Here is a 15,363-nt window from a genome sequence, read left to right as displayed (position 1 = left end):
GACACAGTTTATTGAGCATACTCATAATAAACGAGATAATTGAAATCACCATCATCTTTAAACCCAACTTTCGTTTTGATTCAAAAAACAACAATATAAAACCAATTACAAAACTGATTAAACTCAGTATTGCGACAATCATTCCAAAACCAACAAAAAATTCATCCATAATACTATCTTTTAGCTGTAAATAATTGCAAAACAAGAACCAAATCCAATAATAAGACCTATTAAACCATACATCATTAACTTTAATGCATTTTCCTTTTTATCTTTCTCAACAAACAATTGTATTAATCCAATAAGGAACATAAAACCACAAACTAATATTGTAATAAAAAAAAATATAAACATTTCTAATAGTTTAATTGTTTTCTAATTTCATCAATCTTATTATCCCTATAGAAAATATTCATGGTTTCAAACGGAATCATTTTCATTTTATCGCTAACAATATGAACGCATGATTTTTTGACAGCACGAACATCAAAATCATACGGATCCATAAAATTCATTATCAGTACTCGGAATAAGTTACTATAACTCAAATTATCCGATTGAACTCTTGGCAAACAACACATCAATTCGCCAAACGTTTCCTCAGCACAATCTACTGAAACACCCGTGCTGAAAAGATTTAACATGTGTGATTTTAATTTTTCATCGTGTTCAAAAACAATCGTATTCTTTGAGTTATTCAACAAATCTTCCGGATTAATTAAATGTGTCATTGGAAAAACTTCTCCATCTACTTTGAGTGCATAAGCCATGCAAAGTGCATCGGGATTACAAGGTACCGGAATTAAATCTTGTGGTGTAAAAAGCGGATATTGCTCATAAATTTTTCGACGAACTTCAGTTAACGTTATTCTTCCTTCCCCATCATTATAATTTTGATTTCTTCCGGCTACTTGCGTGGGTTGAAAAGTAACTCCTCGAACACATTTCTGTTGTAACGCATAGTTGAGAATTTCGCCTATTTCATCATCGTTTACACCTTTTTGTAACGTAATAACCAACGTTGTTGACAGATTATATTTGTTTAAATATTCTATTGCTTTTTTTCGTGTTTCGGTTAAATCTTCGCCTCTTAGTTTTTCTAAAACTTCCGGTTTAAAACTGTCAAACTGAAGATAAAGTTCAAAATCCGGCATATAATCTGCTAACTTCTGCACAAATTTTTCATCTTTGGCAATTCGAATTCCGTTGGTGTTAACCATCAAATGTTTGATTGGTTTTGTTTTAGCAATATCTAAAATTTTAAAAAAATCAGGATGCACAGTAGGTTCTCCTCCGGAAATTTGAACTACATCAGGTTCACCTTCGTTGGCTACAATCACATCAAACATTTTTTCAATTTCTTCTAAGGTGCGATGACGACCGTAATTTGGCCCTGAACTGGCATAACAGGTCGGACATGTTAAGTTACATCGATCCGTTACTTCAACAATAGATAAACACGAATGTTGCTCATGATCGGTGCATAAACCACAATCGTACGGACAACCATAATGCACTTTTGTGTTGAATTTTAAAGGCATTTCGGATTGCTTATTGTAATTTCGAATTTGCTTGTAATACTCCACATCATCGGCAATCATAACTTTTGAATCGCCATGTGTACGACAGTGCTTAAGCATAAAAACCTGATTATCTTGAAATACAATTTTAGCATCAATCGTATGCAAACATTCCGGACACAAACTTTTGGTGTAATCGTAATAAATGTAATCTCTGGTTTTCATGTTTTAAATTTCTTTGCAATTCGATTTAAAAAAGGAACATAATACACAAATATAAATAAAGCTGACCAATGAATGCTACTCAAACCCAAAAACAATGGTTCAATGGGTTTCAAAAACTCAATGCCAAAACGATACAAAAAATAGAGCACCATAAAAAGTTTAAATCGGTCACCGTTTTGTAATTTAACGTTCTTAATTTTCCAAAAAAGGAATAAAAGAAATAACATAAATAGCATTTCATACAAGGCAGTAGGATGTCTTTTTAGTCCATCGCCCAAATCCATTCCCATAAAAAAAGTGGTTTCAATACCATGCGTTGGTTCTGTAATTCCGGCAAAAAAACAACCAATTCTTCCAATAAAAACAGAAACAACAATTGGAATAACATACAAATCACCGGAAGATGATTTTTCACCGATTATTTTTTTGATGAGTTCAACACCAAATAATCCGCCCAAAAAACCACCAGCCACCGTTTTATTTTGATAAAAAGTGAGCCATGTCATTTCATAAAGTTGTGAAGGAGTTTCCAAAGCGGCTAAAATTCGAGAACCTAATAAAGCTCCAAGCATAGCTCCTACCAAAATCCAAAGTCGATTGATGTTTGAAATTGGATCAACGGTTCGTTTTTTTAAATAATAATATAATCGAACACCCACAAAAAAAGCCAATACTTCAAAAAAGTAATGAACGGGTTCAACGGATTCAAATCCAAACGTTACCGGAAACTTCATGATTATTTCCGCCTCGTATCAATAATATAAACCACTTTCCAAACGTCATTTTCTTTATACAATTGAAAAGAATTCACTCCGGAATGACTTAATTTATCATTGACATAAAATTCATACGGCGTCCAAGCGTGAGCCATTGAGCCATCAACTTGAATGGTATGGCTTAGAATCTTTTCTTCAATTTTTACTGTGGTAGGAATGGAAGCTATCGATTTATAAAAACCGGATGCTTTTTCAATAGAAAATTTACTTCCTTTTTCCGATTCAGAAATAGAATGTAAAACCAAGTTTTCTGAACAAACAGCTTTAATTTTTGTGGAATCACGTTGGTGAAAACCTTCAAAAAAAAGTTTTATAGTTGCTTCAATTTCTTGGTTTTGAGCTTGAATAATTGTAGTTGAAAAACAGACAATCATCAGTAAAAAATATTTAATCATTGTTTTTACTTTTTATATTGGTTTCAATGTTTAACTTTATGTTACAAATTAAATCAAATATAGTATTTTTACATCTCTAAATATAAGTAGTATGTCAACAGCAAAAAAAGATTACAAACGCATTACAACCAAGTCACTTTTTGATATGAAAGCTAATGGCGAAAAAATATCAATGCTTACGGCTTACGATTTCACAATGGCAAAAATTGTAGATGCTGCTGGAATCGATGTGATTTTAGTAGGTGATTCTGCCAGTAATGTAATGGCCGGTCACGAAACGACTTTACCCATCACATTAGATCAAATGATTTATCACGCCAGTAGCGTTGTTCGTGCATGTGAAAGAGCTTTGGTTGTTGTTGATTTACCGTTTGGAACCTATCAATCCGATCCAAAAGAAGCCTTGCGTTCTTCCATTCGAATTATGAAAGAAAGTGGCGGACATGCCGTAAAATTAGAAGGCGGAAGTGAAATTAAAGATTCGATTAAAAAAATATTGAATGCCGGAATTCCTGTGATGGGACATTTGGGATTAACACCACAATCCATCTATAAATTTGGAACTTACACCGTTCGTGCCAAAGAAGAAGCCGAAGCCGAAAAATTAGTAGAAGATGCCAAATTGTTAGAACGAATTGGCTGTTTTGCCTTAGTTTTAGAAAAAATTCCTGCCAAATTAGCTCAAAAAGTGGCAGAAAGTATTTCGATTCCGGTAATTGGAATTGGTGCCGGAAATGGAGTTGATGGTCAAGTATTGGTTCTGCACGATATGATTGGAATGACACATGAATTTAGTCCTCGATTCTTGCGACGATACATGAATTTATACGAAGACATGACCAAAGCCATCGGACAATATGTATCGGATGTAAAAGCCTTAGATTTTCCGAATGCGAATGAACAGTATTAATGTGACAATTGGGAAATGTGTCAATGTATCAATGAGATAATTTGAGAATGAAAATAGTTACTACAAAAGATAATTTACAGATTCTTCATGAGGATAATCATCTGATTGTAGTAAACAAAAGAGTTGGAGACATTGCACAAGGCGATACTTCCGGAGATAAACCATTGCCTGACATTGTTAAAGAATTCCTTAAAGAAAAATACAACAAACCCGGTGATGTTTTTTTAGGTGTGATTCATCGGCTTGATCGACCTACAACTGGAATCGTCGTTTTTGCCAAAACCAGTAAAGCATTAACCCGAATGAACGATTTGTTCAGTTCACGTGAAACGCAAAAAACCTATTGGGCAGTGGTGAAAAACAAACCGCCTAAAGAAGAAGATACATTGGTTCATTTCATCAAAAGAAATCAACAAAACAACACTTCCAAAGCTCATAGTAAAGAAGTTCCTGATAGCAAAAAAGCGAGTTTAAACTATAAAATAATTGCAACTTTAAACACCTATTATGTTCTGGAAGTTGCGTTACATACCGGAAGACACCATCAAATCAGAGCACAATTACAAGCTATCGGTTGTCCTATCAAAGGCGATTTGAAATATGGATTTGACAGAAGTAACCCGGATGGTGGAATACATTTACATGCCAGAAAGTTATCATTCATTCATCCTGTTTCAAAAGAACAAATTAATTTGATTGCTCCGTTACCTGATGATGTCATTTGGAATTCTATTTAAAAAACTAAAATTACATATTTTTCGTTTATATATTTCGAAGTAAAAAACCATTTCACTTGTTACTTAAAAACTTAATAATTATGAAAAAAATAATTTTTCTATTCTTACTACTGAGCTCCAAGGCTTTTTTTGCTCAAGATCATTTTTCAGGAATTAGTACTTCCAGACGAATTGGCGTTTTAAATGGAACAATCAATCCGGCTGAATTGGCTAATTTGAGCTCTAAAGTTGAAGTACATGTTTTTGCATTAAGCACAACAGTTGCTAACAATAAAATCGGTTTTAGTGATTTAACAGGTGATACCAATCTCGAAGAACTCATTTTTGTGGGTTCTGAACCGGCAAACCTTCGACTTGATGTTGAAATACTTGGGCCAAGTGTTGCCTTTCGTCATAAAAATTGGGGATTTGCAATTACTTCAAAAGCATATGGAAAATTAAATCTAGTAGATATTGATGTAAATATTGGAGATGCAATTAGTAATGGCGGATTAAACTCCTTGTTAAATTCTACCACTTTAAACGGAAATTATAACCAACGCTTAAACGGAACCACTTATGGTGAAATCGGTTTTTCGGCAGGTAGAAATCTTTGGGAAACAGAAAATTACAAATTAAATGGTGGTGCTACTATAAAACTATTGTTCCCTGGTTCTTATGCAAATTTTGGTGCTGATAAAATGAACGGAACCATCACAACAGTTGCAGGCAACTCATTTCTTTCGGATACCAATGCAAACTTAAACATTGCATATTCCGGCAATTTAGGTAACAGTTTTTCAGATTTTGATAATTATACAGGATCTGTTTTTGGAGGATTGAATGGTGTTGGTGCTGATTTTGGTGCTAATTTTTTAATCAAAGACACTGATTCTGACAAAGGATATAAATTCAACTCGGGTTTATCCGTTAGAAATATTGGAAGCATGACATTTAAAGATGAAAACAATTCCTCTACAAACTATTCCTTAGTTATTCAAGGAAATGAAAGCTTAAATTTAAGTCAATTTGACGGCGTTGATAGTTTACAAGAAGTGGAACAAATTTTATTGGACAGTGGCTTTTTAACCGCTACTTCATCCAACAGAGATTTTAAGGCAAAATTACCAACTGTTTTAAACGCTTATGCAGATTTAAGAGTTATTCCAACTTTATATGTTTCCCTTTTTTTACAACAAAAATTGAACAATGACAGCTCAAATGATCAAATTACAACTCAAAATACATTTACTGTTACGCCACGATTTTCGCTAAAACATTTTGAAGTTTTTTCACCTTGGACTCAAAATGAAATTTCGGGTTTTAATGGCGGAATTGGCTTTAGAGCCGGTGGATTTTTTGTGGGTTCAGGTTCAGTAATCACAACTTTGATTAATGACAGTAAACATGCCGATTTTTATTTTGGATTTCGATTTGGCATTGGAAAAAGTTAATTTTTCTCACTACATTTGAATACATTCAAGCAGAGAAAAATGAATTCAACTATTCCCGTTCATAAAAGGAAATTACTTCTCAGAAAACTTTTGATAACTATCAAAAAACATGAAGATGAAGTAACTGAAGCGTTATATAAAGATTTCAAGAAACCACCTTTTGAGACTTTTTTAACTGAAATCAATTATGTTATTTCAGATTTGAAATATACCATTTCAAATATTGAAAAATGGGCAAAACCAAAACGCGTTTGGCCTTCAATAATGACGTTTCCATCTTCTGATTTTATTTATTCAGAACCTTATGGAAGGGTTTTAATTATTGCTCCATGGAATTATCCATTTCAATTGGCATTTAGTCCTTTGATAGCAGCTATTGCTGCCGGGAACACAGTTGTTTTAAAACCTTCTGAATTGTCATTTCAAACATCTCAAATTATTACAAAAATTGTAGAAGAAGTTTTTGATGTTAAAGAAGCCGTGGTCGTTCATGGCGGTCCGGAATTCGCACAATCACTTCTTGAAAAAAAATGGGACTATATTTTTTTTACGGGAAGTGTGGCCGTTGGTAAAATTGTAGCACAAGCTGCCGCAAAACATTTAACACCGGTAACTTTAGAATTAGGCGGAAAAAACCCATGTATAATTGATGAAGGAGCCAATTTGGAAGTTGCCGCAAAACGAATAGTTTGGGGTAAATTTGTCAATGCAGGTCAAACCTGTATCGCTCCCGATTATATTTTAATTCAAGCAAAAGAAAAATACGATTTTATAGAATTAGTAAAAAAAGAAATCATCGCAGCTTATGGCGAAAATCAAGAAGAATCAAAGGATTTTGCTCGAATAATTTCAAGTAAACATTGGAAACGACTTTCCGATTTAATTGAACCTTCAAAAGTGATTTTTGGTGGAATAACTTCAGAAAACGATAAATATATCAGTCCAACACTTATTGACGAACTTGAGATGAATAGTGAGTTGATGAAAGATGAAATATTTGGTCCTATATTGCCAATTATTTCATATGCTACTGAAGATGAACTGCAATCAATTATCAATAAATTTGAAAAACCACTCGCTCTTTATGTTTTTTCAGATAATAAAAAATTTGCAGAAAAAATGATAACTAAGTTTTCATTTGGCGGTGGTTGTGTGAACGATTGTATGGTTCACTTTGCTAATAAAAGATTACCCTTTGGCGGAGTTGGAAATAGTGGCATCGGAGCCTATCATGGAAAACTAGGTTTTGATACTTTTTCTCATAAAAAAACAATAGTAAAACGACCCAATTGGGGAGACAATCCGATTAGGTATGCACCTTACAACAAAAAATCAAATTTTATTAAAAAAGTTATATCTTGGCTTACTTAAAAATCATATAATAAACAATGGAGAATCATAAAAATTTAATTGATAAAATCTTAGAAAATGGCTATGAACTTGATTTTAGCAAACTGTTTGAAAAAGCTTTTGAAAATTACAAAAAAGTAGCAGTAATTATCGGCTTATTATTTATAATTATTACAATAATTACAGTTATTGTGACTTTTTCAACTATAATTATGTTTGTTGAATTAGATGATCTTGAAAACATCGCCACTTCTATAAACCCCATCTATGAATCTACTACAAGTATGATGATTTATATTTTTGGAATCAGCTTAATTTCAGGATTAGCAAGCCCAATGACAGCCGGTTTATTTAAAATTATCCATTTAGCAGAAAAAAACAACCCTTTTTCAATTGGAAACGCTTTTGATTATTACAAAACAAATCACTTTCTCCAGCTTTTTTCTGCTGCTTTTATACTTTCTTTTATTGGTATTGGAGTAACTACATTATTAGAGTATAATGGTGTTCAAATTTATGGAACGCTATTTTCATTATTATTAAGTTTTTTTACATTTTTAACTATACCGCTAATTATTTTTTCTAATCTCAGCGGAACGGATGCAATACATTACAGCATCCAATTAGTTATTAAACAACCATTGATTATATTAGGATTATTAGTAGTTTCTATACTATTAAGTATGGTAGGATTTATTGCTTTTTGTATTGGTATATTTTTTACTTTACCCTTCTATTATTCAATGATTTATATGATTTATGATGCTATTTTACCGGATTCAAGCAAAGAAGAAAATCCATTTAAGGAAAATCAATCGTATTAAACAATAATTTTGACTTATAAAAAACTCATATATCAAATAACCTATTAATGAAACATTTAATCGATTTTATTTTACGGGTTGTATTACAATTAAACTACGATTTAAAAATCGAATATTTTCAAAAATTTTTAATTTTTAAAAGTGAATATATTTCTATATTCTTAAACTTACTTATAGAAAAATGGTGGTTGATACTTATTCTATTTGCTCTTTTCTCCTTATTTTTTTATTTAATTTATTTAAAAATTGTTTCGTTCAACAAATCCATTTTAAGTTATTATTCTGAGAATTACTTAAACAGAGAACACTATAAGTTATACTTTCTTTTCTTAGGAATTATTATCCCTTTTGCTGATTTTTTCTTCGAAATTTTTGAAATAAGAAGCCATTCAATTTTTCTGCAAAGTTGTTTAATGGGAATTTCTCTTTTATCAATTTACTACTTGAGTTTAACTGTAAATTGGGTTAATAAATACATCTATGAAATATTTATTTTTGGTTTCATTTTATTCAATTTATCAGTTCTAAAAAATCTATTTTTAAGAGAATTTGAATTGGTAACTTTTACAGGATTCATTACTACACTATTTTTAGCATACATCGTTTTTAAAAATTTCTATCATTATCTCGTTTATGTTTTTCTTGCAACTTTAGCTATAATTTTGGGTTATTTTTTAAACTATTTACCACAAAAAGTAACCATTATCTTTGTTGTTTTTAGTTTGGTAATTTTATCTGTAAACTATACCCGATTTATTTCATCCATAAGGAGAAAAGATAAGTTTTTGTTTACCAATGAAATTGTAAACAAAGGGAATTCATTGATTATTGCTACAGAAAGAAAAGGAAATGTAGTGTTTTGTAGCGAAACGATTGCTACAATTTTAGGTTATTCAAGTGAAGAAGTTTTGGGAATGAAATTTTGGGAATTAACCAAAGACCCTGAATTTATTGGTGAAGCTTATCATTCCACTTTTGTTCGAGACCGTTTGTATACCAGAAAGTTAAAATGCAAAAACGGAGATTACAAATACATTCAATGGGTTGACAAACAATTTGGTGAAAATTTATTTGTTGGAATTGGTCATGATATAACCGAAAAAATTAATCTTGAAAATCAATACCAAAATCTGATTGAATCTGCCCGAGATATTATTTTTGAAACAGATTCTGATGGAAAATTTATATACATAAATAGTTTTACAAGTGAATTATTGGGTTATGATATTGAAGAATTAAAAGAAATTTATTTTGGAGAATTAATCCATGATGATTATAAAAATAAGATTATTTCATATTATACTGATGAAATCAAAAACCTTAAAAATTTAGCTATTGTTGAATTTCCAATTTATAAGAAAAATGGAGAAATTATATGGATTTCTCAAAAAATCTCAATAAAGAGAAATGACAACAATGAAATAATTGGATACTCCGGAATCAGCCGAGACATTACCTTGGTAAAAACAATAGAAATTGAAAACATACAACGTCAGGAAAAAATTAAAAAATACAATGATGTTACAACAAAATTATCGGTTTTAAAATTTTCAAAATTTGATACAACACTTACTTTGCTTCAAATTGTATTAGAAAATGCAGCAAAATCTTCAAATTGTAATAGAATTAGTTTTTGGGAATATAATGATGATTATTTAAAATGTATTCATTTGTATACTTTAAATCAAACTCATCAACAAGAAGAAACTATTTTATATAAAAAAGATTATCCTATCTATTTTGAAAGCATTGAAAAAGAAAAAATGATTATTGCTTCAGATGTAATCAATCATTTTGAAACTATTGAATTCAACAAAACCTATTTTAAGATACACAACATTAAATCATTACTTGATTATCCAGTGTTTATTGAAGGTAAACTTTTTGGAATACTTAGTTTAGAAATTACTGACTCTATTCGTTTTTGGGATAATGAAGATATCAATTTTGCTCGTTCCATTTCAGAAATAATCTCAATCGGTTTAGAGACTTTAAAGAGAAAAGAAATTGAATTTAATCTAAAATATAAAAGTGAATTTTTAACAGTTGTTAGTAAAATTTCAGAGAAAATATTAATTTCTAAAAACATATACAACGAATTTGATGCCATATTTGAAGCGATAGGTAAAGTCACAAATATTGATAGAATTTATTATTTTGAAAATAATGAAATTAGCAGAACAGCCTGCCAAAAATTTGAATGGGTTAATGAAAACATAGTTCCTCAAATTGACAATCCAAATTTACAAAACGTTCCTTATGAATTAATATTAGATATAATTGTTCCATTAAAGGCAAAAAAATTATACAAAAAACTGGTTAAAGATATTTATGAATGTGATTATAAAGAGTTATTGAAATCACAAGATATACTTTCAGTTTTGGTTATTCCACTTCAAGTTCAAAACAAAACTATTGGATTTATTGGTTTTGATGATTGTACTATTGAACGAATCTGGTCTGATGATGAAATTTCAATTTTACAAACGCTAGTCAACTATATTTCTTCATCTGTAGAACGAATGCAAAATGAAGCAATCATTCATGAAAGCCAAGAAAGATTTAGGTTATTAGCTGAAAATATCCCAGGTACCGTTTATTTATCTAAAAACGATGAAAAATGGACAAAACTATATATAAATGATGAAGTAAAAAATTTAACCGGCTATTCAAAGGAAGAATTTCTAAGCAACGAAATTTTGTTTATAAATTTAATTCATCCAGATGACAAAGTCAAAGTAATTTATGATCAAAAAAGAGCTTTAGAAAAAGGTCTTAAAATTCATCAAGAATATAGGATTATTAAGAAAAACGGAGAGATTGCATGGGTCGAAGAATTTGGAGATATCGTTAAAAAAGGGGATGAAATTGATTTCATTGAAGGAATTTTCATTGACATTACAGAACAAAAACTCAAAGAAGATGCTATCAAAGAAAAGGAAATGGCGATTGCTGCAAATAAAGCCAAGTCAGAGTTTTTAGCAAATATGAGTCATGAAATTAGAACACCTTTAAACGGTATTGTTGGTTTTACAGAACTTTTAATGCAGTCTGATCTGAATAAACAACAAAATAAATACATGAAAACCGTTAATCAGTCTGCAAAATCACTGATGGGTTTAATTAATGATATTCTTGATTTTTCTAAAATCGAATCTGGTAATTTAGAACTAAATGTTGAAGAAGTAAAGTTGTCAGATCTAACAAGAGAAGTTATTGATACCATTAAATTTGAAGCTATTCAGAAAAAATTAGACGTAGATTTACATATCAATGCTGATGTACCTATTCGAATTTGGATTGACCCTATCAGGATAAAACAAGTATTAATCAACCTATTAGGAAATGCAGTAAAATTTACTGCAACAGGAAAAATAAAACTTAAAATTACTACACTAAATAAAATTGACACACATCAATCAGTTGTAAGATTTTCCGTAATTGATACCGGTATTGGAATTAAAGAAGAGAACCAATCCAAAATATTTGAAGCTTTTTCACAAGAAGATAGTTCAACAACAAGACAATTTGGAGGAACTGGCTTAGGATTGAGCATCTCCAACAAAATACTAGCCTTAATGAACAGTAAACTACAATTGACAAGTTTCCCAAATCAAGGAAGTACTTTCTTTTTTGATTTGGTGGTTCAGTCATCATCAAAAGATAATCCCGATTTGAATTTCATCAATATTGAAGGAAGTGAAATAACATTTGTTTCTGACAAAGAACCTAATGTTTTGATTGTTGAAGACAATAATATTAACTCATTACTCGCAAAAACCCTAATCAGAAAAATAATACCAAATAGTAAAATTCATATAGCTTCCAACGGAATCGAAGCCATTGAAAATTGCCAAAGTAACATTTTTGATATAATTTTTATGGACATTCAAATGCCGGTTATGAATGGGTATGAAGCAACAATAGAAATTAGAAAAATTATAAATTATAAGTCTATTCCAATAATTGCTTTAACCGCAGGAACGGTAATTGGAGAAAAAGAAAAATGTCTCGAAATGGGAATGAATGATTATTTGTCAAAACCTATCATAAAAGGTTCGTTAGAACAAATAATTTCTACTTGGGTGAAATAATTTTAAACAAATCGCTACATACCAATTTTGAATTAAATTCAGTATTTCAATAAAAAAATATCTTTTCTTAAATTAAAAGTTCCCTTTTATAAAACATTCATAATTCGTTTTATTTAAGGGATTTTTTATGAAATGTTCATATCAAATTGGTGTTCACTTTTATACATTTGTTTTCCTAAAACATTAAAAATGAACGTTGGCATCGATAGCATTTCTTTTGATATTCCTAAAATATACTTACCTATTTCAACACTTGCAATCCATAGAAATATTGAACCTGATAAACTAATTAAAGGTTTGGGATTGCATAAAATGAGTTTTCCAGACAAATACCAAGATGTGGTGACTTTTGCTGCCAATGCAGGCTTAAAATTAATTCAACAGGAAAACATCAATCCTTCAGAAATTGCTCGAATTTATATTGGCTCAGAAAGTGGCGTGGATAGTTCAAAACCTATTGCCTCTTATGTTTTATCGTTATTGGAAAATAAATTAGGTGAAGGTTCTTTTCGAAATTGTGACGTTGTAGATTTAACTTTCGCGTGTATTGGTGGTGTGGATGCGTTGCAAAATTGCTTGGACTACGTTAGATTAAATCCAACCAAAAAAGCAATTGTAATTGCGTCTGATAATGCAAAATATGATTTAGAATCAACAGGAGAATATACGCAAGGAGCCGGTGCTGTTGCCATGTTGATTACTTCAAATCCAAGAATTTTAAGTTTTTCTAATAATGTTGGTGTTTCAACAGAGGGTGTTTTTGACTTTTTTAAACCCAGAAGAAATTTTACAAAAGCTGAAATTACCAATTCATCCGAAAACCAGGAATGGTTAGGTGTTTTAGAAAATGAAATTTCAATTTACAAAGAACAACCCGTTTTTGACGGACAGTATTCAAACCAATGCTACATCATTCGAATTACCGAAGCTTACAATCACTTTAAAAAAGAAAGTCAACAATCCGGTAAAGTTTATGAAAACTGGGCAGCTATCCTGATGCATCTACCCTACTGTTTTCAAGGTAGACGAACTTTTATTGAAATTTTTGCTAAAGAAAATCCGGAATTATTAAACAGACAAATCGGTGAAACTGAAAAAGACAAATTAAAAGCCTTGACTAAAAGTCCGCAATATTTAGAACTCATCAACCAAAAAATCTACCCTTCAGAAATAGCTTCGGGTCAAATTGGCAATTGTTATACCGGTTCCATTTTTATTGGATTACTTTCCACTTTATGCTATCATTCACAACAAAATAATGATATTGCAAATAAAAAAGTGGGTTTCATAGCCTATGGTAGCGGTTCCAAATCAAAAGTATTTGAAGCTACAATGGGCGAAAACTGGAAATCAGTCATCAACCAAACTCTTTTCTTTGAAACTTTAGAACGATGTCATTCTATAGATTTTGAAACTTATGAAAAACTGCATAAAAAAGAAGTGCAACATTCTGTTTTAGAACCAAAAAATGAATTTGTTTTAAAATCGATTGAAAGAGATAATCCGGTTTTGGTTGGAGCAAGGTATTATGAATATGTAAAGTAAACTACCCCAACCACCCTTCTCTATCCAAACTCCTATATTGAATTGCTTCAGCAATATGATTCGGTTTAATAGGCTCCGAAGCTTCTAAATCTGCAATAGTTCGTGCCACTTTCAGAATTCGGTCATACGCTCTGGCTGATAAATTCAAACGTTCCATTGCTGTTTTTAAAAGGCTTAATGAAGCATCATCCAACACACAAAATTCTCTGATGTGTTTGCTTCCCATTTGAGCATTGTAATGAAGATTTTCAAAATTTTCAAAGCGTTGCGATTGTATTTCTCTGGCATGTGTAACCCGTTTTCTAATTTCTACACTACTCTCTGCTTTTTGCTTTTCAGTTAACTTTTCAAAAGGAACCGGATTAACTTCAATATGAATATCAATTCGATCTAATAGCGGACCCGAAATTTTACTCAAATACCGTTGCATTTCAGCCGGAGATGAACTCACCGGAGCATCAGGGTCATTAAAATAACCTCCCGGACTAGGATTCATGCTAGCAACCAACATAAACGATGAAGGATAAGTAATTGTAAATTTAGCTCTAGAGATGGTCACTTCTCTATCCTCTAACGGTTGACGCATTACTTCCAAAACTTCTCGTTTAAATTCCGGCAATTCATCCAAAAACAAAACACCATTATGTGCCAATGAAATTTCGCCCGGTTGTGGATAACTTCCACCGCCAACCAAAGAAACACTTGAAGCCGTATGATGCGGACTCCTAAACGGTCGCTGACTCATCAAACCGGCTTCTTTTGTTTTTCCAGCAACCGAATGAATCTTTGTTGTTTCCAAAGCTTCTTTCATTGTCATGGGTGGCAAAATACTTGGTAATCTTTTGGCTAGCATTGTTTTCCCCGAACCCGGAGGACCAATAAGAATGATATTATGTCCGCCTGAAGCGGCAATTTCCATACATCTCTTAATACTTTCTTGTCCTTTTACATCCGAAAAATCAAATTCAGGAAATTCAAGCGTACGAGAAAATTCGGTTTGTGTATCAATAATTGTGGGTTGCAAATTACCTCTTCCTTCAAAAAAATCAATGACTTGCAAAACATTTTCAACACCATAAACATCTAAACCTTCAACAATAGCGGCTTCTTTTACATTTTGAATGGGAAGAATAAAGCCTTTGAAACCTTCTTCTTTCGCTTTTATAGCAATTGACAAAGCACCTTTAATTGGTTGCAAACCTCCATCTAATGAGAGTTCACCCATTATGACATAACGGTCTAATTCTTCAACTTTAATTTGACTTGAAGCTACCAAAATACCAACAGCCAAAGTAAGGTCATAAGCAGAACCTTCTTTTCGTAAATCGGCCGGTGCCATGTTAATGGTAATTTTTTTTCCGGGTAAATAATATCCGTTGTTCTTGAGAGCTGCAGCAATGCGATAACTGCTTTCTTTGATGGCATTGTCGGGCAATCCTACCAAGTGGTAGCCCACTCCTTTATCAATGTTTACTTCTACGGTAATGGTTGTGGCTTCCACACCAAAAACGGCACTTCCAAATACTTTAACTAACATGGCGTATAAATTTATCT

11 protein-coding genes are annotated in these 15,363 nt (G+C 31.5%); 7 read left to right on the top strand and 4 right to left on the bottom strand.

The annotated features are described in order from the left end of the window. Positions 1 to 356: 356 nt before the first annotated feature. From B3L86_RS13635 to B3L86_RS13625, 3 genes are read right to left on the bottom strand one after another with little or no spacing between them, the layout of a single operon-like run. Positions 357 to 1,745 carry a radical SAM protein gene (locus B3L86_RS13635; RefSeq protein WP_291120414.1) on the bottom strand — a complete coding sequence of 463 codons (1,389 nt, stop codon included), beginning with the start codon at positions 1,743 to 1,745 and terminating at the stop codon, positions 357 to 359. Continuing rightward, the gene (locus B3L86_RS13630) at positions 1,742 to 2,479 is read right to left on the bottom strand and encodes a prolipoprotein diacylglyceryl transferase family protein (RefSeq protein ID WP_291120412.1); all 738 of its coding nucleotides are present in this window, start codon (positions 2,477 to 2,479) and stop codon (positions 1,742 to 1,744) included. Before B3L86_RS13630 ends, B3L86_RS13635 begins: the two co-directional genes overlap by 4 nt. A gap of 2 nt (positions 2,480 to 2,481) precedes the next feature. Further along, a complete protein-coding gene (locus tag B3L86_RS13625) occupies positions 2,482 to 2,916 on the bottom strand; it encodes a nuclear transport factor 2 family protein (protein WP_291120410.1) in 435 nt (144 codons plus the stop codon). Between the two features lie 91 nt (positions 2,917 to 3,007). On the opposite strand from B3L86_RS13625, the gene panB reads away from it, so the two are divergent. The 7 genes from panB (at position 3,008) to B3L86_RS13590 (ending at position 13,809) form a co-directional block, all read left to right on the top strand. After that, entirely contained in the window at positions 3,008 to 3,826 is an 819-nt protein-coding gene (panB, locus tag B3L86_RS13620) for a 3-methyl-2-oxobutanoate hydroxymethyltransferase (RefSeq protein ID WP_291120407.1), read from the top strand. A gap of 47 nt (positions 3,827 to 3,873) precedes the next feature. After that, the gene (locus B3L86_RS13615; protein ID WP_291120404.1) at positions 3,874 to 4,563 is read left to right on the top strand and encodes an RluA family pseudouridine synthase; all 690 of its coding nucleotides are present in this window, start codon (positions 3,874 to 3,876) and stop codon (positions 4,561 to 4,563) included. 80 nt (positions 4,564 to 4,643) lie between these two features. After that, positions 4,644 to 5,996, top strand: a complete 1,353-nt coding sequence (locus B3L86_RS13610; RefSeq protein WP_291120401.1) for a hypothetical protein — start codon at positions 4,644 to 4,646, stop codon at positions 5,994 to 5,996. Positions 5,997 to 6,035: 39 nt separating this feature from the next. Then, positions 6,036 to 7,367 carry an aldehyde dehydrogenase gene (locus B3L86_RS13605; RefSeq protein WP_291120399.1) on the top strand — a complete coding sequence of 444 codons (1,332 nt, stop codon included), beginning with the start codon at positions 6,036 to 6,038 and terminating at the stop codon, positions 7,365 to 7,367. 17 nt (positions 7,368 to 7,384) lie between these two features. Further along, complete coding sequence (locus B3L86_RS13600) at positions 7,385 to 8,170, top strand: hypothetical protein (RefSeq protein WP_291120397.1); 786 nt, start codon at positions 7,385 to 7,387, stop codon at positions 8,168 to 8,170. A 413-nt stretch (positions 8,171 to 8,583) separates the two neighbouring features. Beyond that, the gene (locus tag B3L86_RS13595; RefSeq protein WP_291120394.1) at positions 8,584 to 12,264 is read left to right on the top strand and encodes a PAS domain S-box protein; all 3,681 of its coding nucleotides are present in this window, start codon (positions 8,584 to 8,586) and stop codon (positions 12,262 to 12,264) included. Positions 12,265 to 12,453: 189 nt separating this feature from the next. Next, positions 12,454 to 13,809, top strand: coding sequence for a hydroxymethylglutaryl-CoA synthase family protein (locus tag B3L86_RS13590; RefSeq protein WP_291120391.1), 1,356 nt, complete (start codon positions 12,454 to 12,456; stop codon positions 13,807 to 13,809). A 1-nt stretch (position 13,810) separates the two neighbouring features. Here the strand turns inward: B3L86_RS13590 and B3L86_RS13585 are convergent, their stop codons facing one another. Continuing rightward, the gene (locus B3L86_RS13585; protein WP_291120388.1) at positions 13,811 to 15,346 is read right to left on the bottom strand and encodes a YifB family Mg chelatase-like AAA ATPase; all 1,536 of its coding nucleotides are present in this window, start codon (positions 15,344 to 15,346) and stop codon (positions 13,811 to 13,813) included. Positions 15,347 to 15,363 lie beyond the last annotated feature (17 nt).

Source organism: Flavobacterium sp. UBA6135 (genome assembly GCF_002428305.1).
In the GTDB taxonomy this organism is placed as follows: Bacteria; Bacteroidota; Bacteroidia; order Flavobacteriales; family Flavobacteriaceae; genus Flavobacterium.
Note: the sequence above shows the minus strand (reverse complement) of the source record. Positions and strands in the feature narration are given on the sequence as shown.